This window comes from Myxococcus sp. AM009 (assembly GCF_013372605.1).
Lineage (GTDB): Bacteria > Myxococcota > Myxococcia > Myxococcales > Myxococcaceae > Myxococcus > Myxococcus vastator.
Window position 1 is genome coordinate 19,464 of the sequence record NZ_JABXEP010000072.1, and the last position, 20,795, is coordinate 40,258.

The 20,795-nt window shown below is 71.3% G+C and carries 17 protein-coding genes; 8 read left to right on the plus strand and 9 right to left on the minus strand.

The genetic code is table 11. From position 1 onward, the window contains the following. The first annotated feature begins 8 nt into the window (after positions 1 to 8). The 7 genes from HV824_RS19015 (at position 9) to HV824_RS19045 (ending at position 7,752) form a co-directional block, all read left to right on the plus strand. On the plus strand, positions 9 to 281 hold the full coding sequence (locus tag HV824_RS19015) for a DUF5985 family protein (RefSeq protein ID WP_176419797.1): 273 nt from the start codon (positions 9 to 11) through the stop codon (positions 279 to 281). Between the two features lie 102 nt (positions 282 to 383). Next, positions 384 to 2,804: an ATP-binding protein gene (locus HV824_RS19020; RefSeq protein ID WP_176419796.1), complete on the plus strand. Its 2,421-nt coding sequence runs from the start codon at positions 384 to 386 to the stop codon at positions 2,802 to 2,804. Beyond that, positions 2,789 to 3,565 (plus strand): ABC transporter ATP-binding protein, encoded by a 777-nt coding sequence (locus HV824_RS19025; protein WP_176419795.1) that lies wholly within the window; start codon positions 2,789 to 2,791, stop codon positions 3,563 to 3,565. The genes HV824_RS19020 and HV824_RS19025 overlap by 16 nt, the downstream gene beginning before the upstream one ends. A 2-nt stretch (positions 3,566 to 3,567) precedes the next feature. Then, positions 3,568 to 4,371, plus strand: coding sequence for an ABC transporter permease (locus HV824_RS19030; RefSeq protein ID WP_176419794.1), 804 nt, complete (start codon positions 3,568 to 3,570; stop codon positions 4,369 to 4,371). Positions 4,372 to 4,544: 173 nt separating this feature from the next. Further along, the gene (locus HV824_RS19035; RefSeq protein WP_176419793.1) at positions 4,545 to 5,072 is read left to right on the plus strand and encodes a hypothetical protein; all 528 of its coding nucleotides are present in this window, start codon (positions 4,545 to 4,547) and stop codon (positions 5,070 to 5,072) included. Positions 5,073 to 5,411: 339 nt separating this feature from the next. Then, entirely contained in the window at positions 5,412 to 6,371 is a 960-nt protein-coding gene (locus HV824_RS19040) for a serine/threonine-protein kinase (protein WP_176419792.1), read from the plus strand. Positions 6,372 to 6,447: 76 nt separating this feature from the next. Then, entirely contained in the window at positions 6,448 to 7,752 is a 1,305-nt protein-coding gene (locus HV824_RS19045) for an AarF/ABC1/UbiB kinase family protein (RefSeq protein ID WP_176423942.1), read from the plus strand. Between the two features lie 13 nt (positions 7,753 to 7,765). Here HV824_RS19045 and HV824_RS19050 read toward each other — a convergent pair whose 3' ends face one another. After that, entirely contained in the window at positions 7,766 to 8,173 is a 408-nt protein-coding gene (locus HV824_RS19050) for a response regulator (protein WP_176419790.1), read from the minus strand. 150 nt (positions 8,174 to 8,323) lie between these two features. Here HV824_RS19050 and HV824_RS19055 point away from each other — a divergent pair, with 150 nt between their 5' ends. After that, a complete protein-coding gene (locus HV824_RS19055) occupies positions 8,324 to 8,986 on the plus strand; it encodes a response regulator transcription factor (protein ID WP_176423943.1) in 663 nt (220 codons plus the stop codon). A gap of 183 nt (positions 8,987 to 9,169) precedes the next feature. Here HV824_RS19055 and HV824_RS19060 read toward each other — a convergent pair whose 3' ends face one another. The 8 genes from HV824_RS19060 to HV824_RS19095 form a co-directional block, all read right to left on the minus strand. After that, positions 9,170 to 9,958, minus strand: coding sequence for a dienelactone hydrolase family protein (locus HV824_RS19060; RefSeq protein ID WP_176423944.1), 789 nt, complete (start codon positions 9,956 to 9,958; stop codon positions 9,170 to 9,172). A gap of 198 nt (positions 9,959 to 10,156) precedes the next feature. Continuing rightward, positions 10,157 to 11,191, minus strand: a complete 1,035-nt coding sequence (locus HV824_RS19065) for a methyltransferase (RefSeq protein WP_176423945.1) — start codon at positions 11,189 to 11,191, stop codon at positions 10,157 to 10,159. Then, entirely contained in the window at positions 11,188 to 12,036 is an 849-nt protein-coding gene (locus tag HV824_RS19070) for a tryptophan 2,3-dioxygenase family protein (RefSeq protein WP_176423946.1), read from the minus strand. Before HV824_RS19070 ends, HV824_RS19065 begins: the two co-directional genes overlap by 4 nt. A gap of 84 nt (positions 12,037 to 12,120) precedes the next feature. Further along, positions 12,121 to 12,525 carry a response regulator gene (locus tag HV824_RS19075; protein WP_013936116.1) on the minus strand — a complete coding sequence of 135 codons (405 nt, stop codon included), beginning with the start codon at positions 12,523 to 12,525 and terminating at the stop codon, positions 12,121 to 12,123. Next, a complete protein-coding gene (locus HV824_RS19080; RefSeq protein WP_176423947.1) occupies positions 12,518 to 15,463 on the minus strand; it encodes a response regulator in 2,946 nt (981 codons plus the stop codon). Before HV824_RS19080 ends, HV824_RS19075 begins: the two co-directional genes overlap by 8 nt. Before the next feature lie 3 nt (positions 15,464 to 15,466). Continuing rightward, on the minus strand, positions 15,467 to 16,627 hold the full coding sequence (locus tag HV824_RS19085; protein ID WP_176423948.1) for an FIST signal transduction protein: 1,161 nt from the start codon (positions 16,625 to 16,627) through the stop codon (positions 15,467 to 15,469). 29 nt (positions 16,628 to 16,656) lie between these two features. Then, a complete protein-coding gene (locus HV824_RS19090; RefSeq protein ID WP_255208169.1) occupies positions 16,657 to 18,525 on the minus strand; it encodes a cytochrome C in 1,869 nt (622 codons plus the stop codon). Between the two features lie 264 nt (positions 18,526 to 18,789). Further along, positions 18,790 to 20,634 carry an ATP-binding protein gene (locus tag HV824_RS19095; protein ID WP_176423950.1) on the minus strand — a complete coding sequence of 615 codons (1,845 nt, stop codon included), beginning with the start codon at positions 20,632 to 20,634 and terminating at the stop codon, positions 18,790 to 18,792. Positions 20,635 to 20,795: the final 161 nt, after the last annotated feature.

The following is a 20,795-nucleotide window of genomic DNA, read 5'->3' on the forward strand; positions in this document are numbered from 1 at the left end:
GTGCCCTGATGCTCAAGCCCATGCTCAACGGTGCGGTGGCGATGGCGTGGCTGGCGAGCGCGCTGTTCTTCCTGCGCTTCTGGCTCCAGTCGAAGGACCGGCTCTTCGCCTGCTTCGCGCTGGCCTTCACGATGCTCGCGGGCAACGCGGTGGTGGCGGCGCTGTTGGACACGGATGACGAGCGGCGCTACTTCATCTACGTGGCGCGGCTCTTTGCCTTCCTGCTCATCCTCTACGCCATCTGGGACAAGAACCGCGCGAACCGCCGCGGCTCCAGCTAGGGCCGCGCCGGTGTCCGGCGGGTCGCCTGGCTGACAGTTGTCTCGTACCCGTGTCCGAGCACCGTTGTCGCGAGCGCGGTGGCGTCATTATCTCGGACACCCATGTCGCGCCGCCCTCCTCCATCCTCGCGGCCCGCGTCCGTGGGCGAGCGCGAACCCGAGCGGCCCGTCTCCAAGGAACCGGAGGACGTCCGCTTGCGTGGCAGTGACGACGCGGAGGAGCGCCTCGCGTTCCTGGCCAGCGCGGGCGAGCTGCTGTCGTCATCCCTGGACTCGGGCACGGTGCTCCAGCGGCTGGCCGAGCTGGCCGTGCCGTTGCTGGCGGACTGGTGCGCGGTGGACGTGCTCACGGCGGATGGGCGGGTGGAGCGGGTGGCCGCGGCGCACCGCCTGGCGGAGCAGGTGCCGCTGGTGCATGAGCTGGCGCGCCTCCAGCCCCTGGACCTGACGGCCGAAGGCGGCATCCCGGAGGTGCTGCGCACTGGCAAGGCCGCTCTCCTTCCCGAGGTCCTGGACGCGCTGCTCCCGGGCGTGGTGCGCACGGAGGCGCAGCTGGAGGTGGCGCGGCGCCTGGGCATCCGGGCGGGCCTCATCGTGCCGCTGCTGGCGCGGGGCCGCGTGCTCGGAGCGCTGTCGCTGGTCCGGGGCGACGCGGACGGCGTGCCCGGCGCGTCCGATTTGGCGCTGGCGTTGGAGCTGGCCCGGCGCGCCAGCCTGTCCCTGGACAACGCGCTGCTATACGCGGAGGCGCGCGGCGCGCAGCAGCGCACCGAGCGGCTCCAGGCCATCACCGCGGCCTTGTCCCGCGCGGCCACCGCCGAGGACGTGGCCGAAGCGCTGATGCGCGAGGAGCTGCGGCCCACGGGGCCGGCGCGCGGCGCGGTGCTCGGCAGGCTGGAGGATGGCCGCCTGCGCGTGCTGGGCTCCTTCGGCTCCGCGCCGTCGGTGCTGGAGGCCCCGCGGGGGCCGTGGGCGGACCCGGTGCCCGGCGTGGACCGGGCGCTGGAGCCGCAGTGGTTCTCCGGCCACGAGGCGGCGGTGCGCGCCATGCCCGACTGGGCGTGGGACCTCGTCCAGGGCGTGGGGACCGGGGCGTGGGCGGTGCTGCCCTTGAAGGTGGAGCACCGCCTCCGGGGCTTCCTGCTGTTCGCGTGGGACGGGCCGCGGGTGTTCCTCCCGGAGGAGCGCGGCTTCCTGTCCTCGCTGGCGCAGCAGTGCGCGCAGGCGCTGGAGCGCGCGGCGCTGTACGAGGCGCTGCGCGAGCGCGGCGGCAAGCTGCACCTGGCGCTGGAGGCCGGCAAGGACGCCGAGGCGCGGCTCTTCTTCCTGCTGGAGGCGAGCCGCGCGCTGGCCGAGCACCTGGACGACGTGGAGTGGACGCTGGAGCACCTGGCGCGGGTGGTCGCGCGAAACGTGGCCTCGTTCTGCCTGGTGGAGCTGGCGGGGGCGGACGGCGTGCCGCGCGGCGTGGCCGCGGCCCACCGGGAGCCGGAGCGGGACGTGTCGGCGCTGGCCTCGCTGCTTCCAGCGCGCGAGTGCTTCCTGTCGGGGGAGACGCGCTTCCTGCCCGAGGTAGGGCCGGAGCTGCGCGAGCGCATCTTCCAGGGGCCCGAGCACCCCGCGCTGCTGGAGGCGCTGAGCCCGCACTCGCTGCTGTCGGTGGCGGTGCGCACGCGGGGACGCACGCTGGGCGTCATCACGCTGGGCGCCGCGGCCCCCTGCCGCCGGCTGGTCACCGCCGACGTGGCCATGGCGGAGGAGCTGGCGCGGCGCGTGGCGGTGGCGCTGGAGAACGCGTCGCTGTACCGAGACGCGCAGGCCGCGGTGCGCCTGCGCGACGAGTTCCTCTCCGTGGCCAGCCACGAGCTGAAGACGCCCCTCACCAGCCTGAAGCTCCAGCACGGCCTCATCGACCGCGCCGTCAGCGGGGACTTCGGGGAGAAGGTGCGGCCCCGGCTGGCCACGGCCGTGCGGCAGGTGCAGCGGCTGAGCGCGCTGGTGGACAGCCTGCTGGACGTCAGCCGGATTTCGCTGGGGCGGCTGATGCTGGAGCCGTCCGACGTGGACCTGGGCCAGGCGGTGCGCGACGCGGTGGAGCGCATGGAGGAGGTGTTCACCCAGGCGGGCTGTCCGGTGCGGGTGGAGGTGCCTGGCCCGCTGCCGGGGAAGTGGGATTCGCTGCGGCTGGACCAGGTGCTGGTGAACCTGCTTACCAACGCGGCCAAGTACGGCGCGGGCCGGCCCGTCCTGGTGGAGGCGGCCTTCGAGGGCGAGGAGCTGGTGCGGGTGTCGGTGCGTGACGAGGGCATCGGCATCGCGGCGGAGGACCTGCCGCGCCTGTTCGGCCGCTTCGAGCGCGCGGTGTCCGACCGGCACTATGGCGGCCTGGGACTGGGGCTCTACATCAGCCGGCAAATCGTGGACGCCATGGGCGGCAGCATCGAGGTGGAGAGCTGGCCCGGGCAGGGCTCCATCTTCACCGTGCGCCTGCCCCGGTCCACGGCACAATGCGCGCCATGGTGATTGCGGGAAGGGCCGGCGTGCCCAAGGTGCTGTCGGTGGCGAAGCTGCGGAAGGAGTACGGCGGCAAGGCCGCGGTGGAGGGGGTCTCCTTCGAGGTGGGGCGCGGAGAGATTGTCGGGCTGCTGGGCCCCAACGGCGCGGGGAAGACGACGACCATCAACATGGTGCTCGGCGTGCTGCAGCCCACGTCCGGCACCATCCACATCCAGGACCTGGACCTGGCGGCGCAGCGCTCCGCCGCGCTGGCGCTGACGAACTTCGCCGCCGTCTACTCACCGCTGCCCGGCAACCTCACCGTGTACCAGAACCTGCGCGTCTTCGGCCTCATCTACGGGGTGAAGTCCCTGGGGGCGCGCATCGCGGAGCTGCTGGAGCAGTTCGACCTGGTGAAGTACCGCGACGTGAAGTGCGGCGTGCTGTCCTCCGGAGAGCAGACCCGCGTGGCGCTGGCGAAGGCGATGCTCAACCGGCCGCACCTGCTGCTCCTGGACGAGCCCACCGCGTCGCTGGACCCCGCGACGGCCCGGGACATCCGCGCCCGGATTCGCGAGTTCGCCGCGCGGGACACCGGCGGCGTGCTGTGGACGTCCCACAACATGTACGAGGTGGAGGAGGTCTGCGACCGCGTGCTGTTCCTGGCGCGTGGCCGGGTGCTGCTGGAAGGCAACCCGCGGACGCTGCCCGGCGAGCACGGCCGGGCCTCGTTGGAGGAACTCTTCATCACCGTGGCGCGCGAGCCGCTCGCGCTGGAGCGGAGCTGACCATGCACCCGCACCGGGCCGCCGCCGTCGCGCTTCGCCACTACTACCTCCTGCGAGGGAGCCTGGCGCGCTTCCTGCCACTCTTCGCGTGGGTGGCCATCGACATGGTGCTGTGGGGCTTCATGAGCCGCTACCTCAACACCGTCACCTCGCGGGAATACAACTTCGTCCCGGTGCTGCTGGGCGCCGTCCTCCTGTGGGACTTCTTCATCCGCGTCATGCAGGGCGTGACGATGGTGTTCTTCGAGGACGTGTGGTCGCGCAACTTCCTCAACATGTTCGCGTCCCCGCTCACCATCTCCGAATACCTGGGCGGGCTGGTGCTCTCCAGCGTCGCCACCAGCACCCTGGGCTTGCTGGTGATGCTGGTGCTGGCCAGCACCGCCTTCGGCCTGTCCTTCGCCGCGTACGGCGCGCTCTTCGTGCCCTTCCTGCTGGTGTTGTTCCTGTTCGGCATCGCGCTGGGCATCTTCGGCTGCGCGCTGGTGCTGCGCCTGGGCCCGGCGTCGGAGTGGTTCGTCTGGCCCATCCCCGCGCTGCTGTCGCCCTTCGCCGGCGTCTTCTACCCGCTGTCCACGCTGCCCGCGTGGATGCAGGCCGTGTCCCACCTGCTGCCGCCTTCGTACGTTTTCGAGGGCATGCGGGCGCTCGCGGCGGGGGGCTCGTTCCAGGTATCCACGTTGCTGTGGGGGGCCGGCCTCGCCGTGGTGGAAATCCTGCTCGCGTGCGCCTTCTTCACCCGGGTCCACCGGCAGGCCGTGCGGAGCGGACTCATCGCGCGATACAGCGCTGAAAGCGTGAGCTGAGACAGGACGTTTTCAGTCGTGCTGTCGACACAGTGGGGGCGTGCGCAAACGCGTGGCCGGTGGGGCCGCGGGCGAGTCTATTTCCCGTGGTGGCTGTATCCGCGGTTGAGGTCGTCGTGGAGGAGGCCCGGCGTGGGTGACAGCAATCGCACACCCGTACCTGGAGCATACCGATGCGAAGCCTCAATCCTGTTTTCTCGTCCGCGGTGGTGATGGCCCTGTGCTCACTGCTCGCGGGCGGTTGTGGCGGCTCACCGTCGGACGGTGAGTCCCCGGACATGCACGCCCCTCAGAGCGGCGGTCTGGGCGGCAAGGCCGGCGATGAGCCCACGTACCCTGATGATGATGGCGATGATGACGCCACGCCGGGCAAGGTCACCATCTGCCACATTCCTCCGGGCAACCCCGCCAACGCGCACACCCTCTCGGTGTCCACGTCGGCCTGGCCGGCGCATGCGCGGCACGGAGACACGTTGGGGCCCTGTGACGCGGGCACGGGCGGCGAGGAGCCGGACGCGGGCACGGGCGAGGAGCCCGATGCGGGCGGCGGCGAGGAGCCGGACGCGGGCACGGGCGGCGAGGAGCCGGACGCGGGCGCTCCGGTGTGCGCGCCCATTGGCGAGGCCTGTGGTGAGTCCGCCGCCTGCTGCTTCGGGCTGACATGCGGTGAAGACAACACCTGCGATCCCATCATCGGCTGAGGTGGATGGAAGCACCTCCCCGTCCGCATCCGGGCGGGGAGGCTCGCCGCGCTCGTCTCACGGGCGCGGAGGCGCGTTGAGCGCAGCACACTTGCCGGGGCTCCAGACGGTGGCGCGACGTGCGCCATGGGGGCCTCGCGCGGCGTGCGTGCTCCGCCCGACAGAGCGGTCGTTGCGCGTTCGACGCACGTCCCAAAGTGCGTCGCGAAACACGCCGTGACGGCATTAGGGTTTCCGCTCACCGTCGCAGCTTCCGAAACCATTTCGCGCTGGCTCGCGCGTGGGCCCACTGGCTGCCGGCCGGAGCGGGGCGCCTGTCGCGCGAAGGATGTTGGCATCATGTCCCGGTTGGACGTCACCACCTCCGTTCCCGTGTTCACGCGGCCGTTGCGGTCCACATGTCGCGGCGTGCCCGCGAGCGAGGCCCCGCCCTTGTCCTCCGCGGCGTCGCTGGTGGGACAGCAGGTGGGCCACTTCCGGCTGCTGCGTGAGCTGGGCCGGGGGAGCCTGGGCGTCGTGCTGCTCGCGGAGCACGCGCTCATCCAGAAGCGCGTGGCCATCCAGGTGCTCCACGCGCACGTGACGCAGGACCCGGCGCGAGTGGCCCGCTTCCTCCAGGCGGCGCGCACGCTGACGCTCATCCAGGACGCGCACATCGTGTCGCTCTACGATTTGGGCATGCGCGACGGGCGGCCTTTCCTCATCATGGAGTACCTGGAGGGACAGAGCCTGGCCGCCTTCGCGAAGGGGCCGCTGGCACCCGCGCTGGTGGTGGACCTGCTCACCCAGGTGTGTGACGCGCTGGGCGCCGCGCATGCGCACGGCATCGCCCACGGCAGCCTCAACCCCACCAGCATCTTCCTCGTCCCCGACGCGAAGGGTCGCCAGCACGTGAAGCTGCTGGACTTCGGCATCGCCGGGTTGCTCCCTCCCTCCGAGGGGGCCGCCGACTCGCCGGTGGCCGCGGACCTCTTCGCCGTGGGGGTGCTGGGCGCGCTGCTCGTCACCGGCCGGCTGCCCTCGCGCGGGCACGCGGCGGAGGAGCCGCTTCACGGCCACGCCTGGGAGGTGCCGCCGCTGCCGTCGGACCTCCGCTCGGCGCTGTCGCGCGTGCTGCTCAAGGCCATGGCGCGCCGCCCGGTGGACCGTTATGCCAGCGCCGCCGGGCTGCGCGATGCCCTGCACGCGTCGGTGGCGCTCGACGGAGGCGCGGCACCTCCGGAGTCCCTGGGCCTGGAGCGGCTTCCGGGCTGGTACGCGCTCCGGGGCCCGCCGGGGGTCGCGCCCGCCTCCAGGTAGGGCGGCCTGGCTGTCTTCGCGAGGCGTCATGCCTTGCGTCTGGCGGGGCCCTCCTCGTTAATCCACATCGGTTCCCATGGCCTCAGACTCCGACGACACGCTTCCTCCCCAGGGCCGCTTCAACCGCCTGCGCAAGCTCGCGGGCCTCTCCGTGCATGTGGGCACGGAGGTGCTCAAGAGCGGCGCGAAGCGCCTGTCCGGGAGCACGCCCGACCTGCTCAGCAAGGAGGCCGCGGAGAAGCTGGTCTCCACCCTGGGCGAGCTCAAGGGGGCCGCCATGAAGATGGGGCAGGCCATCTCCATGGACCCGGACCTGCTCACCCCCGAGGTGCGGCAGGTGCTGGCGCGGCTGCAGAACCAGGCGCCTTCCATGTCCTACGCGCAGGTGTCGCGCGTCATCCAGGCGGAGCTGGGCGCGCCGCCGGAGTCGCTCTTCCGCGAGTTCAGCGAGGCGCCGCTCGCGGCCGCGTCGCTGGGGCAGGTGCACCGCGCGGTGCTGGAGGATGGCCGGGCGGTGGCGGTGAAGGTGCAGTACCCTGGCATCGACGTGTCCCTGGCCCACGACATGGCGAACCTGGGCATCGTGGCGAAGACGGCGTCGACGGTGCTGCGCGTGTCCGACGCCGGCGCCTACTTCAAGGAGTTCCGCGACGAGCTGCTGCTGGAGCTGGACTACCTCCGCGAGGCCGAGCTGGCCCAGGGCTTCGCGCGCAGCGTGGCGAAGCTGCCGGAGCTGTGCGTGCCCGCCGTCGTCTCCAGCCACAGCGCGAAGCGGGTGCTGACGCTGGAGCTGCTGGAGGGGCTCACCCTCAAGGACTGGCTGCCGACGAACCCCACGAACGAGGAGCGCTTCCGCGTGGCGCGCCAGCTCATCCTCGCCACCTACGGGCCCTTCTTCGGCGCGGGCGAAATCCACGCGGACCCGCACCCGGGCAACTTCATGGTGATGCCGGACGGGCGGCTGGGCCTGCTGGACTTCGGCTCCATCAAGCGCTTCTCCCCGCGCTTCGTGGACGTCAACCACCGCATGCTCCGGCAGACGGTGCGCATGGAGCCGTTGGACATCCTGGGCCTGAGCCGGGAGGTGGGCTTCACGGTGGAGCTGCCGGACGCGGAGGCCGAGGGCCTCATCGCGGAGGTGCTGCGCATCGCCGGGCGGCCCATGCACCTGCCGGACTACGACTACGCCGTGTGCGAAATCAACCGCGACATGCGCCACCACTTCTCGCGCAACGCGCCGCGCTTCCTCAAAATCAGGCCGCCGCCGGAGGCCATCATGTTCTTCCGCTCCACCGGGGGGCTGGCGCAGAACCTGAAGCTCATCGGCGCGCGCGGTGACTTCCGCGCCGTCTTCCTGGAGGTGACGGACCTGCCCGCGTGAGGTCGGCGCCGCGTCAACGCGCGGCCGGCACGGACTCCGGGGCCGCGGGCTTGAGGTGGAGCGCTTCCAGCCGCTGGGCCAGCTCCTCGCCCTGCACGCTCTTGCAGATGTAGCCGTCCGCGCCCGCCGCGCGCGCCAGGGCGCGCAGCTGGGCTTCGTCCGACGCGGAGTAGAGGATGAACTTCGTGCCCTTGGGCGCCTGTCCGCGCGCGAGCGTGAGCACCTTGTCACCGCTGAGCGCGGGGATGTTCACGTCCAGCAGCACCAGGTCCGGCAGGGTGGTGCGCACCAGGTTGGACACGCCCAGGGAGGAGCGGTGGGTGCGGACGTCGAAGCCGAAGGTGGAGAGGGTGCGCTCCGCGAGGGAGAGCTGGTCCTGGTCATCGTCCACGATGAGGACTCGGATTTTCGTCTCCGGCATGGCTTTCCCCCTTCAGCGTGCGGATGGCACTGCGGGTGCTTCCTGACGGGGTGAGTATCCTCCAGTCGTCATTCCCTGTCGCCCCCCACATGAGGGAATCCCCTTAGCGGGGTTGAATCACGGGGACTGAATGGAGAGGGTGGAAGGGCCATGGAATCAGAACGCATCCGGGTAGCCATCCTGGAGGACCAGCAGGTCTTCCGTGAGGCCCTGGTGGCTGTGCTGGAGGGCGCGGGCATGGACGTGGTGGCGGGCTTCGCGGAGCCCGCGCCGTTCTTCGCGCGCGTGCGCGAGACGCTGCCCCATGTCGCGCTGGTGGACCTGCGCCTGGAGCTGCCGGAGTGGGAGGCGCCCACCAGCGGGATGTCCGCGCTGCGGTGCCTGCATGACTTCTTCCCGGCGGTGAAGCCGCTGGTGCTGTCGGGCCACCGCGAGGCGGAGCTGGTGGAGCAGTGCCTCCAGGCGGGCGCGGCCGGCTACCTGTGGAAGCAGAACGTGGGCTGCGCGGAGGTGGTGGAGGCGGTGGAGCGGGTGGTGCGTGGGGAGCGGCTGCTGCCCGCGGGGCTGTCGTGGCCCGTGTCGGAGTCGCCCCCGCAGGGGGAGCTGGGCCGGCTGACGCCGCGCGAGCGCGAGGTGCTGGGCTACATCGCCGCGGGCGCGGACAACCTGCGCATCGCCGCGTGCCTGGGCATCACCGAGCGCACGGTGAAGGCGCACATCACCAGCATCTACAAGAAGGTGGGCGCGGAGAGCCGCACGCAGTTGGCGGTCCTCGGGTGCCAGTTGGGTGTGCAGCGCCCGGCAAGTCTCTGAGCCCGGAGGGCCTGGGCGTCAGACCGCTGGCCACTGGGAGCGCGCCGCGGTTGGTGGCACCGTGGAGGTGCCTGGGCGTCAGGCGCCCCGCGCGCCTCCTCCCCCCACGCCTGGGCGTCTCCTGGGGGCCAGGGCAGCGCTGCTGGCTGCCCTGGCCCATTCAGGTGGAAGGCGCCGGGGCTCTCAGCTCCCGGCGGCGCGCGGCGCGGGCAGGGAGTCCCAGCGCGGCGCGCCCAGGTGCTGGAGGAACCAGAGGCACGCCAGGTCCACCATCTGCGTCAGCGTGCCGGGCTCCTCGAAGCGGTGCGTGGCGCCGGGGATGACCTCCAGGCGCTTCTCCGCCGTCATCGCGGCGTACGTGCGGCGGTGGGGCTCCTGCGCGGACGAGTCCTCCGCGCCGACGATGAGCATCGTGGGCGCGCGCACCCGGGCCAGCGTCGCCCCCGGCTGCGCCAGGCGTCCGCCCCGGCACACCACCGCGTCCACCGCCTCCGGCCGCATCGCCGCGGCGGCCAGGGCCGCGGCCGCGCCCGTGTACGCCCCGAAGTAGCCAATGCGCAGGGCGCTGGTGCGAGGCGCCCTGCGCAGCCAGCGCGCCACGCCCGCCAGGCGTCCGCCGAAGAGGCCCAGGTTGAAGCGCAGGTCCCGCTCGCGGCAGGCCTCCTCTTCCGCCGCCGTCAGCAGGTCCACCGCGAGGGTGGCCAGCCCCTCGTTCTGCAGCAGCCGGGCGACCTCCAGGTCCGTGACGCCGCGGCGGCTGCTGCCGTGGCCCCGGACCATCACCACCACGCCGGTGGCGCCTGGCGGCACCTGGAGCAGGCCCCTGAGCTCCACGCCTTCCTCCACGGGGATGCGGACCTCTCCGTCCGCGGCGGGGGGCGTCCAGCTCCCCGTGCCTTGCGGCTGCGTCACCAGCCCGCGGACCGCCTTCTCCGAGCCTTCATCCGACCTGCGTGAACCCTGCTTCTTCATGCGGAGTCCCTCCTCTTTGTCGGACTGCGTCGCTGCCGTGCTACACGCGCTACGGACTGGGATTTTGCAGAAGCCGTGCCAGGGCTTCCCCAGGCACGGGGTGAGCCCATTCTACCAGCGCTGCCCAGGCGCGGCGCGGCGGGGCCGGTGACACTTGGGGGACGAACAAGTGACCTGACCTGGGGAGTCCTATCGTTTTTACCGGTGGGCCAGGATGAGCTCGAAGGGGCCGGGGAGGACCTCGGCGTCCTTGAAGCCCGTCTCGTCCAGCACGCGCAGGTAGTGCTCCACCTCGCGCAGGCGGCTCACGCAGGAGTCCACGCCCATGAGGAAGTAGGACCAGAAGAACTGGGCCGCCAGCCGCTCCGGGGTGCGGAACTCCTCGCAGATGAGGACGCGGCCGCCGGGCGGGAGCGCGTCGCGCGCGGCCACGAGCAGCGCGCGCGCCGTGTCCGCGGGCCAGTCATGCAGCACCCGCACGAAGCAGAGCGTGTCGTAGCCGCCGGGCAGCGGCTCCTCGAGGAAGTCGCCGCCCTGGAAGCCCAGGCGTTCGGCGGGAAGGCCGAAGCGCTCGCGGGTGCGCGCCACCAGCGGCTCGGTGGCGGGCAGGTTGAACACGTCCACGCGGAGGCCCGGGTGCTCGCTCGCCAGGTGGGCGGCCAGCGTGCCGTCACCCCCGCCCACGTCGAGCGCGCGCCCGCCGCGCGCCCACAGCCGGTCGCGATGGGCGCGCAGCGTCTCCAGGATGGGGGGCAGGCCCGCGGCCATGCTGGCCTCGAAGCCCGCCACCTGCTCGGCGGTGCGCGGGGGCCAGTCGAAGGCGGCGGGGGGCATGGAGCGCTCGCCGCGCAGCACCTGGGGCAGGTGCCCATGCAGCTCGCGCCAGGCGTAGCGCTCCCGGTCCTTCTCCAGGGACTGCGGCCCCAGCACGGCCTGGGCGGCGGCGCGCAAGCCAGGGACGGCCTGGTAGCGCGCGGACGCCAGGGCGTCGGTGGGCTGCTCGCGCAGCACCAGCCCCAGGCTCTCCAGACAGTCGAGCAGCTTGTAGAGCCGCACGGGCACCAGCCGGTGCCGCGCCGCCAGCGCTTCCAGGGTGACGGGGCCCGGCTCCAGGGCGTCCAGCAGCCCCAGCTCCAGGGAGGTCTGCAACACGTCCACGGCGCGGGCGCCGTTGACCAGCAGGTGGAGCAGCGCGCGAGGGGTGGTGGCCAGGGCCGTGGCCGCCCCCTTCATGGCTGTTCCACCTGCATCCTGGCCGCGTGCGCCATGGGGCAGCCGCCGCCTGGAGGGGCCCGGGTGGCGCCCGGGGCGAGGCCGCCTTCGCGCTGCCACCCGGACGTCAGCTCCAGCCGCACGTCCCAGAGCTGGCGGAACAGCGGCAGCGTCATCCGCCCCGCGAGCACCTGCGTGGGCAGGCCGTCCAGCGCCTTCACGGAGCGGTCCACGCCAATGGTGCGGCGCACGAGCTGGAAGTGGGCGTGGAGCCAGCCCTGGAAGGCCTCGTCCAGGTCCACCAGCTGCTCGCACAGGCGCTTCAGGTCATCCGGGCCGCACGCGGTGTACACCGTGGTCAGCGTCTGCCCCCGCCGCGCGAGCAGCCGCTCCAGGGCGCCCTCCAGCCCCTGCGCCACCCGCCGCAGCATGTTGTAGCCGGGGGACTCCTGGCCGCTGCCGTTGCCCAGGCTGCGCCGGATGACCTGGTAGGTGTCCGGCGTCATCGTCTCCAGGATGGCCAGCTCCTGCTTCACCGCCAGGAGCACCCGGCAGATGCGCTCCAGCCGCGACGAGGCCGCCCACAGGGCGTCCCTGTCCAGCTCGGCCACGACTTCCACCGCCTCGCGCGAGGCCAGCTTCAGCCAGAGCTCCTGCGCCTGGTGCACCACCTGGAACATCAGCTCGTCGTGGGCGACGCGCTCGCCGTCCGCCGCCTGCAGCGACAGCAGCGTGGGCGTCTTGAGGTAGACCTCGTAGTCGAGCTCGCCCTTGCCCACCCACTTCTTCAAGAGCGGGTTGAAGAGGGGTTCTGCCAGTTCGAGTCGTAGTTTTTCGGCGTAACTGTAATCGATGGACGCGCTCATGCGGCCCTCCTGAGGGGGGTGGCTCGGAAGGTGTGGAATCGCGGGCGCCGTCCCACCGGCACCCGCGGGCATGTCATCCGGCGTTCAGGGAGCGGGCGTCGGTGTGGGTGGCCGGGGCTTCAGGTGGAAGGCGCGCAGGCGCTGAGCCAACTCCTCGCCCTGCACGCTTTTGGAGATATATCCGTCCGCACCGGACGCGAGCGCCAGGGAGCGCAGCTTCGATTCGTCGGATGCTGAATAGAGGATGAACTTCGTCTTCGGCAGCGCGTACTGGCGCGCCAGGTTGACGACCTTGTCGCCCTTGAGGGCCGGGAAGTTCACGTCGATGAGGACGAAGTCCGGCTCCACCGAGCGGACGAGGTTGGAGACACCCAGCGCGGAGGTGTGCGTGAGCACCTCGAAGCCGTAGGCGCTCAGCGAGCGCTGTACGAGGTCGAGCAGGTCCGGGTCGTCGTCCACCACCAGGACGCGCGCTTTTTCTTCAGACATGGGTTCTCCCTAGATGCTTTCGAATCATCTCGAGCAACTGGTCACGATCAAGGGGCTTGGTGAGGTACGCGGTGCAGCCGGCCTCGTGTGCCTTGTCCTGGTACTCCCGCCCCGCGTGCGCCGTCACCGCGATGACGGGGACATTGGCCGCGGCGGGTAGGGCTCGCAACCTGCGGGTGACCTCCCAGCCGTCCAGGCGGGGGAGCGACAGGTCCATCAGGATGAGGTCCGGGGCGTCGCGGATGGCGCGCTCCAGGCCGTGCTCGCCGTCCTCCGCTTCAATGACCTCGAAGTGGCCGTTGAGGTAGCGCCGGACGATGTCGCGGTTCTGCGCGCTGTCCTCCACATAGAGGATGCGGGCCCGCTTGCCGGCGCTGGCGGCGCGCTGGGACAGCAGCAGGCCCTTGGCCTGGGCGATGACGTCCTCCAGCGCGTGGCCGCCCTTCTTCACGAAGCCGGCGAAGCCGTCACGCAAGAGGGCCTCTTCCTCCTCGGAGAGCGTCTTGCCGGTGAGCACCACCACGGGCACCTGGAGCTTCTCCGCGCGCAGCCGGCGCAGCACCTCGAAGCCGTCCAGGTTGGGCATCATCAAGTCCAGCACCACCAGGGCGGGCGGGGACACGCGCGCCTTGAGCAGGGCGTCCTCGCCGTTGCGGGCCTCGGAGGTGGAGAAGCCGGCGCGGCGCAGGTTGCGGCTGACCAGCTCGCGGGTGGCCGAGTCGTCGTCCACCACCAGCACCTCGCCCACGCTGGTGGTGGCGCCGGCCGTCTGATGGAGGCTGCGCTGCACCACCTCCACCAACCGGTCCGGCTCCACCGGCTTGACCAGGTACTCGCACGCGCCCAGGGAGAAGCCGCGCGCGCGCTGCTCCTCCACGGAGATGAGGATGACGGGGATGCCGGCCAGCGAGGGCTCGCTCTTGAGCTGGCTGAGCACCGACCAGCCGTCCAGCTTGGGCAGGTGGATGTCCAGGAGGATGGCCTGGGGCCGCAGCTCGCGGGCCCGCTTGAGGGCGGCGATGCCGTCCTCGGCCACCACCACCTTGAAGCCGGCGGGCTCCAGCTGTCCGGCCACCAGCTGCTGGATGAGCGGGTCGTCGTCCACCACCAGCACCGTGCTGCCCGGCTGCGCCAGGGTGCCCACGTGCTGGGCCACCTCCGACACGGGCACGCCGCGCTCCAGGTGCGGGCCGCCGCCGTTGTCCGGCGACTCCAGGGTGGAGGGCAGGCGCACCGTGAAGGTGGTGCCGCGGCCCAGCGTGGAGCTCACGGACACGGTGCCGCCCAGCACGCGGGACAGCTCGCGGACAATGGCCAGCCCCAGCCCGGTGCCGCCCACCTTGCGCGTGGTGGAGCCGTCCACCTGACGGAACTTCTCGAAGATGAAGGGCAGCTGGTCGGAGGGGATGCCGACGCCGGTGTCCTCCACCGTCATGACGACCTCGCCGCCAGAGGGGGCCAGGCTCAGCGACACCTCGCCCGCGTCGGTGAACTTGGCGGCGTTGCTGAGCAGGTTGAGCATGATCTGCCGCAGCTTCAGCGCGTCCGAGCGGAGCATGCGGGCGGACGGGTCGATGTTGGTGGTGAGGGCCACGTCCTTGCCCTTGAGGTACTCCTTCACCGTGGCCAGGCACTCCTCGGCCAGCTCCTGCACGTCCACCTGCTCGGTGACGACCTCCACGCGGCCGGACTCAATCTTGGACAGGTCCAGGATGTCGTTGATGAGCGCCAGCAGCGTCTTGGCGTTCGTCTTCACGACGTTGAGGTCGCGGCGGCCGTGCGCCGTCAGCCGCTGGCCCTCCTCGCGCATCAGCAGGTCGCAGTAGCCGATGATGCCGTTGAGCGGGGTGCGGATTTCGTGGCTGAAGTTGGCCAGGAACTCGCTCTTGAGGCGGGCGGCGGCCTCCGCTTCCCGGGCGCGCTCCTCCTCGTTGCGCTTGGCCACCGCCAGCTCCTGGGCCAGCCGGTCCAGGTCCTCGTTCTGCTGGCGGATGATTTCCATCTGCAGCGCGCGCTGCTGGTAGGACGCCAGCGAGCGGGCGGACACGGCGCGGGTGCGCTTGATTTCCTCCAGGCTGGCGGCGAGCTGCTTGTTGGCCGCCTCCAGCTCCGCCTTGGACGCGCGCAGCATCTCTTCATGCTGCTTGCGCTCGGTGATGTCCTCGGTGACGCCCATCACGTAGCGGGCCACGCCCTGCTCGTCCAGCAAGGGCAGCTTGCGCGTGGCGAAGATGCGGTCCACGCCGTCGGCGCGGGCCACCTCCTCGAAGGACTTCATCTGCCGGGTTTCGAGAATCTCCGAGTCGATGGCGATGAACGAGTCAGCCTGCTCCTTGGGGAAGTAGTCGTGGTCCAGCTTCCCCAGCAGCCACTGCTTGGTGACGCGGAAGGCGTCCGCGAACGTCTTGTTCGCCACCACCAGCCGGCGCGTCTGTGCGTCCTTCACGAAGAGGACGAACGGAATCGCGTCGATGATGTTCTCCATCAGGTAGTTGGTGCGCTCCAGCTGCTCCGCGGTGGCGGTGTGGCGGCGGCGGTCCGCCGTCATCCGCAGCTCGCGTTGCACCACGGGCGCCAGGCGGCTGAAGCGGTCCTCGGTGATGTAGTCGAGCGCTCCGGCGCGCACGCTGGCCTCCAGCGTGTCCTCGCTCCAGTCGCGCGACAGCACCACGAAGGGCAGCTCCTTGCCGTACTTGCTCCACAGCGCCTTGACCTCGGCGAAGCCCATGTCGGGCACTTCCGCGCCGCACAGCACCAGGCCCCACGTGCGTGACAGCGCGGCCTCCGCCGCGGCCGCCGTGGTGGCGCGCTCCGTCACCACCGTCACCCCGGCGCGCTGGAGGGCTTCCTCCACGCGCTGGCACTCGCGCTCGCCGGCCACGAGCAGGAGCGACGCATTGTCCGCCGGAGACTCAGAGGGAGGCTGGGAGGAGGCCATGGCTCAGTTCGCCCCGAAGACCAGCGCGGTCAGCGTGGTGTTGATGTGGAACCCCGAATAGATTTCGAAGTGCACGTTCATACCAGCGGCGGTGGGTGCGGCCTTCAGCGTTTCCGCCAATTGCTGCACGCTGTTGGTGGCGCTGGCGTACCACATGCGTCCACCACAATGGAAAAGCAGGGCGGCCTGGGGCTTCTGGACCCTGCGGGGGACCTCGTCGGTGAAGAAGCTGCGCGTCATGCCGGCCATGTCGCCCAGCTTCATCAGCTCCAGCTCGGTGCCTTCCTCCAGCAGGTTGGCGAAGAGGATGGAGCCGTCCTCCTGCGGGCTCCAGGCGGCGCGGATGAAGTACTCCCGGCCCACGCGCAGGGCGGTGGGCCGCACGGCGAAGCCCCGGGGCGTGCCGAACTCCAGCTCGTCCACGCCCACGCCCAGGATTTCCGCGTAGCGCTTCGCCGCCGGGCGCCCGTCGATTTCGAGCGCGCGGGTGTGGCTTTCGTCCACCTTGGTGATGGTGAGCTTCTCGCCGGTGGGCACGTACCAGTGGGAGCGGAGCGCGGCCCAGGGCGCGCTCGTCTTGAAGAGGGCCACCAGCACCGCGTCGGTGGCGACCTCGCCGTCCACGTGGACCATGGCGGACTGCTTGGCCGGGTCCCGGTTGGTGTCGCTGGCGCCGCCGCCCACCAGCACCAGCGTCTGGCACTTCTCCAGGATGCCGAGCAGCAGCTCTTCCTTCTTGTAGCGGAAGCCGTCGTCAATCACGAGGCCCACGTAGCGGCGCGGGTCCAGGTCCTGCTGCCGCACGCCCAAATCCTCGCACGCGCGCTTGATGGAGGTGGCGCCCGCGCTGATGGCGTCCACGGACAGGCCGGTGCCCAGGCCCAGGCCCACCTCGAAGTCACCGAAGAGGGCGCTCATCACCACGCTGCCCTCGTGGATGCCGGTGTTGTCCAGCTCGCCCGCGGTGGTGGCGCCAATCAGGCGCGTGCCCGCCGGCAGCCGCTGACGCACGGCGCGGTTGAGCGCCTGCTGGTCACGCTCCCGCGAGGCGAACATCGTCACCAGGCGGGGCGTGTCGCTGCCCAGCTGACTCAGGAGGTCCTCCGCGGCGGCATCCGGCTCCCTCAACGTGGTGCGAGCCGTCTGCATCTTGACCTGAGCCATGGAGGTACTCCGGGTTGCGCGAGCGGGGGTTAGAGGCCGCTGCCGGGGTGCCGAGTATGACAGGCGCCGGTGCACTGCTGGAAAGACTCCGCGCCGCCCCCCACATACATGCTCTCGATGGGTCCGAATTGCGCCACGTGACTGTCCGGATAGCTCTTGTGACAGGACAGGCAGGCGGCCTTGCTGGTGCGCTGGATGCTCTCCTTCGTCTGGTGACAGGACGCGCACTGCTGGAGCGGTGCGTCAAAGCGGTTGGACCGCGAGTGGATGAAGTGGGTGCGCACGAAGATGGGGCCCTCCAGCTCGAAGGCGAGCGGGGCGTGGCACCCGGCGCAGGCGGCGCGGTTGTCGTTGGCGTGGAGCACCACGCCCAGCTCGCCGCCCTTGCTGTGGCAGGAGGTGCAGGGGCCCGTGGTCAGCCTGGGCTGGGTGCGCTGCTTCGTCCCCACCTGGATTTCGAGGGTCGTCGTCGCGGGGAGGTCCTCGCCCAGGTACGCGCGGCGGCCCTTCACCGTCACCAGGTAGGTGCCGGGCGCGGCGTTGTCCGGCAGCTTGAACTGCCAGGTGTCCGTGTTGGGCTGGTTCCAGAGGTTCGGGTCGATGAAGGCGCCGCCGAAGAGGACGTTGGCGAAGGGCAGGGTGGCGAACTGGGAGAAGACGCCGTCGCGCTCGGGCGTGGCCACCACCTGCTCGTCCACCTCGGGGTCCAGGAAGGCCTCCAGCGGGACGATGGAGCGGATGGGCTGGATGTGCTGCGCCGGCCCGATGATTTGCGTCATCAGCATGCGCTCGCGGTGCTTGCGCCGGTAGTAGGTGGCCGTCGCGTCGAAGAAGGCCCGGTAGTACTGCAGCCCGGAGTCGGTGCCGTCGGGCGCCACTTCGTTGTAGGGCGGCAGGTAGCCCTTTGGGTGGAGCCGGTTGCCCGCGCCATCCCGCAGGGTGAGCTGGAAGGAGATTTCCGTGCCGGGGGCGTAGGTGCCGTCCGGGCGCGGCGGGGTGAGGGCCTCCACGCCGATGCGGAAGCCGTAGGTGTAGCGGCCGTCCACCACCTGCTCCACCGGGATTTCGTAGGGGGCCGCCGGGCGCAGGCTCCAGCGCAGGCGCAGCTTGCGCGTGTCGGAGCGGAGCGTGAGCGTCTGGCGCTGGGCGTGCTCGTACGCGTTGCGCAGCTCCAGGATGGCCTCCTCCTCGAAGGACGTGGAGGCCGAGCAGTCGTCGGGTGTGGCGCAGTTGCTGGCCGTCTGGATGCCGCGGAAGCGGCGGATGAAGAAGTCATCCAGGCCCGCGCGGCGCTGATGCTCGGTGCCCGCGTTGAGCAGGATGGGGACGCCGGTGAGCCGGCCGCGCGAGTCCACCGGCTCCACGATGAAGTGGCTGGGCAGGTCCATCCACGCCGCGCCCCGGTAGTAGCGGCGGCGGGTATAGGGCCCCGGCGCGCCCACGGACTCCTGGTCCACCTGGCGCACGCCCCACCAGCCCAGGCCGCCGAAGTCACTGCGCGCGATGAGGTTGCGCAGCCCCTCGTCCCGGGTGGAGTTGACGAAGGCGCGGATATCAATCTGGTTGATGAAGAAGGTGGCGCCCTGCCGCACGCGCAGCGGCGTGCCCACGCCGTTCTCCACCTCGAGCGCCAGCCCCACCGCGGGCGTCTTGTCAGGCCACGGCCAGCCGCCGAACAGCGCCGGGGCGTCCGCGTCCAGGGCCGCCTTGTCCATGAGGTGGCCGTCCGGCGGGGCCGGCTTCGGTGACACCGTCTCCAGCAACGCCGCCTCCAGTGAGGCCGTCTCCAGCGCCTGCGCGTCCAGCGAGGCTGCGTCCGGGGCATCCTGTCCGCCGCAAGCGAGCATCAGCCCGGCCAGCGACGCGAGCAGGGCCCGGGGGGCTCCAAGTCCACCCATGATGCAACTCCTCGTACGTGTGAAAGCCGACGCCGCCATGGCGCCTGGGGCCAGTGGGTCCTGTAACCCGTCGCCTGTGGGGCGGTGTGGGCCGGACCTCTCCCGTTTCCGGGTTTCCCCGGTTCGAGCCTTTTTAGCCGTACGAAGATTATCTGCAACCAGCAGATTTGTTCAACTTTTGGGAAAACAATCCGCCTGGAGTCGAACTTGCTGTGTTTTCAAGGAGATGAATGGCGGCCCCGCGGGGCTGCCTCACCCACAAGGTCATACCTGCACTTCATTCACCGAGCAGGATTCCTTGTTTGTCCTGCGAGGAAGCTCAATTGTGAATTCCGCGCCTTCCCCGGTGCGGCTCTGGACGTGGATGGTGCCCCCGTGGGCCTCGACGAGCTGGCGGACGATGTAGAGCCCCAGGCCGGTGCCGGGGTGCTGGCCGCCGTCATGGACGCGTTGGAAGCGGTGGAAGAGGCGCTGCTGGGCCTCCACGCCAATGCCGATGCCGCCGTCCCGGACGGCGAAGCGGACGCGGTGGGCGTCCGCCTGGACGCGCAGCTCCACGGGGTGGCCGCGGCCGAACTTGAGGGCGTTGCTCAGCAGGTTGGTGACGACGCGGTCCAGGCGCTGCCGGTCCCACTGGCCGGTGGCGCCTTCCTCCACGCGGACGCTGAGGGCGCAGCCCGCGGCGCTGGCCTGGTCGCCGTGGCGCTCCGCCACCTCGCGCACCAGGTGCGCCAGGTCCAGCGGCTCCGTGTCCAGCACCATGCGCCCAGCCGACAGGCGGGACAGGTCCAGGAGGTTGTGCACCAGCCGGCCCAGGCGCCGCGTCTCGCTCTCGGCGCCGGCCAGGCCGTCGCGAAGCCGCGTGTCGGCGCTGCCGGCGCTCTGCATGGACAGGCGCCGCAGCCGCAGTTGGAGCGAGCTGAGCGGGTTGCCCAGGTCGTGCGCGGCGACGCCGATGAGCTCCAGCGCGTCCTGCGCCTGCGCCAGCAGCCGGGCGTTGTCGAGCGCGAGCGCGGCGCGCGCCGCCAGCTCCTCCATGAAGGCCCGGTCCACCTCGCCGAAGCGGCGGTGCGTGCCGGTGGACAGCAGGCACAGCGCGCCCAGCACGCGGGAGCCCACCGCCAGCGGCACCGTGAGGGCGGACGTCACGCCCAGCGCGCCCAGCAGCTCGCCATGCGCGCTGCCCTCCAGCGCCGGCGGGAGACGGGCGCCGTCCAGCTCCGGCAGCAGCTCGCTGCGGCCCGTGCGCACCACGCGGGAGGGGCCCACCTCGCCGTCCTCCGGACACCGCAGCAGCGGCTCCCACATGTGGTGGGTGGCGGCCAGGTCCTCGCAGGCCACCGCGTGCGGACGCACCGTGCCGTCCTCGGAGGGGAGGAAGAGGATGCAGGCGTCCGCCACCTCGGGCACACACAGCCGGGTGAGGGCCTCGCCGACTTCGCGCGCGCCTGACAGCGGCTGGAGCACGCGGCCGGCCTCCGCGAAGAGCGCCTGGGCCCGCTCCATCCGGCGGCGCTCGGTGATGTCGCGCGTCACCATCACGAAGCCGCGCAGCCGGCCGTGCGCGTCGTACAGCGCGGTGAGCAGCGTCTCCGCCCAGAAGCGGCTGCCATCGCGGCGCACCCGCCAGCCCTCCGCCAGCAGGCGCCCTTCGCGCGCGGCCCGCTCCCGGTGCGCGCGGGGCACGCCAGCGGCCACCTGGTCCACCGGGTAGATGCGGTCCGTGTCGCGTCCGGCGAGCTCCACCTCGGACCAGCCCGTGAGGCGCTCGGCGCCCGCGTTCCACGCCGTCACCCGGCCGTGCCAGTCCAGGAAGCACAGCGCGTAGTCCGTCACCCCGTCCATGAGGAGCTGCAGGTGCTGCTCGCTGGACTGGTGGCGCGCGTGCAGCGGCGCCAGCGCGCGGTGGAGCACGAAGCCCAGCGCCGCCACGCAGGCCAGCCCCAGCAGCCCCGCCAGCACGGCCTGGGGCAGGGCGCCGTGGCCCAGGGGCATGCTGGCTTGCGCGAAGACAGCGGACAGCAGCGTCGCGAGCAGCAGCAACCCGGCGAACAGGCAGGCGCACAGGCCCGCACTCACGCGCTGAGCGAACGTCCAACGGCGCATCATGTGGTGACTCCCCCCCCGAGGCACCCTGTCGGGCGTGCCGCCGGTGAGGAAAGCATCACCCAGACTGCACGTTGGAAGACATCGTCCTGGTGGACGGGGTGGGTCCACCCCGTCCACCAGGACGATGTCTTCCAACGTGCAGTCTGGGTGATGCTTTCCTC

Excerpts from the sequence above, each read along its gene's own strand:
- HV824_RS19015 (WP_176419797.1), top strand. The coding sequence starts at position 9 with ATGCTCAAGCCCATGCTCAACGGTGCGGTGGCGATGGCGTGGCTGGCG.
- HV824_RS19020 (WP_176419796.1), top strand. The coding sequence starts at position 384 with ATGTCGCGCCGCCCTCCTCCATCCTCGCGGCCCGCGTCCGTGGGCGAG.
- HV824_RS19025 (WP_176419795.1), top strand. The coding sequence starts at position 2,789 with ATGCGCGCCATGGTGATTGCGGGAAGGGCCGGCGTGCCCAAGGTGCTG.
- HV824_RS19030 (WP_176419794.1), top strand. The coding sequence starts at position 3,568 with ATGCACCCGCACCGGGCCGCCGCCGTCGCGCTTCGCCACTACTACCTC.
- HV824_RS19035 (WP_176419793.1), top strand. The coding sequence starts at position 4,545 with ATGCGAAGCCTCAATCCTGTTTTCTCGTCCGCGGTGGTGATGGCCCTG.
- HV824_RS19040 (WP_176419792.1), top strand. The coding sequence starts at position 5,412 with ATGTCCCGGTTGGACGTCACCACCTCCGTTCCCGTGTTCACGCGGCCG.
- HV824_RS19045 (WP_176423942.1), top strand. The coding sequence starts at position 6,448 with ATGGCCTCAGACTCCGACGACACGCTTCCTCCCCAGGGCCGCTTCAAC.
- HV824_RS19050 (WP_176419790.1), bottom strand. The coding sequence starts at position 8,173 with ATGCCGGAGACGAAAATCCGAGTCCTCATCGTGGACGATGACCAGGAC.
- HV824_RS19055 (WP_176423943.1), top strand. The coding sequence starts at position 8,324 with ATGGAATCAGAACGCATCCGGGTAGCCATCCTGGAGGACCAGCAGGTC.
- HV824_RS19060 (WP_176423944.1), bottom strand. The coding sequence starts at position 9,958 with ATGAAGAAGCAGGGTTCACGCAGGTCGGATGAAGGCTCGGAGAAGGCG.
- HV824_RS19065 (WP_176423945.1), bottom strand. The coding sequence starts at position 11,191 with ATGAAGGGGGCGGCCACGGCCCTGGCCACCACCCCTCGCGCGCTGCTC.
- HV824_RS19070 (WP_176423946.1), bottom strand. The coding sequence starts at position 12,036 with ATGAGCGCGTCCATCGATTACAGTTACGCCGAAAAACTACGACTCGAA.
- HV824_RS19075 (WP_013936116.1), bottom strand. The coding sequence starts at position 12,525 with ATGTCTGAAGAAAAAGCGCGCGTCCTGGTGGTGGACGACGACCCGGAC.
- HV824_RS19080 (WP_176423947.1), bottom strand. The coding sequence starts at position 15,463 with ATGGCCTCCTCCCAGCCTCCCTCTGAGTCTCCGGCGGACAATGCGTCG.
- HV824_RS19085 (WP_176423948.1), bottom strand. The coding sequence starts at position 16,627 with ATGGCTCAGGTCAAGATGCAGACGGCTCGCACCACGTTGAGGGAGCCG.
- HV824_RS19090 (WP_255208169.1), bottom strand. The coding sequence starts at position 18,525 with ATGGGTGGACTTGGAGCCCCCCGGGCCCTGCTCGCGTCGCTGGCCGGG.
- HV824_RS19095 (WP_176423950.1), bottom strand. The coding sequence starts at position 20,634 with ATGATGCGCCGTTGGACGTTCGCTCAGCGCGTGAGTGCGGGCCTGTGC.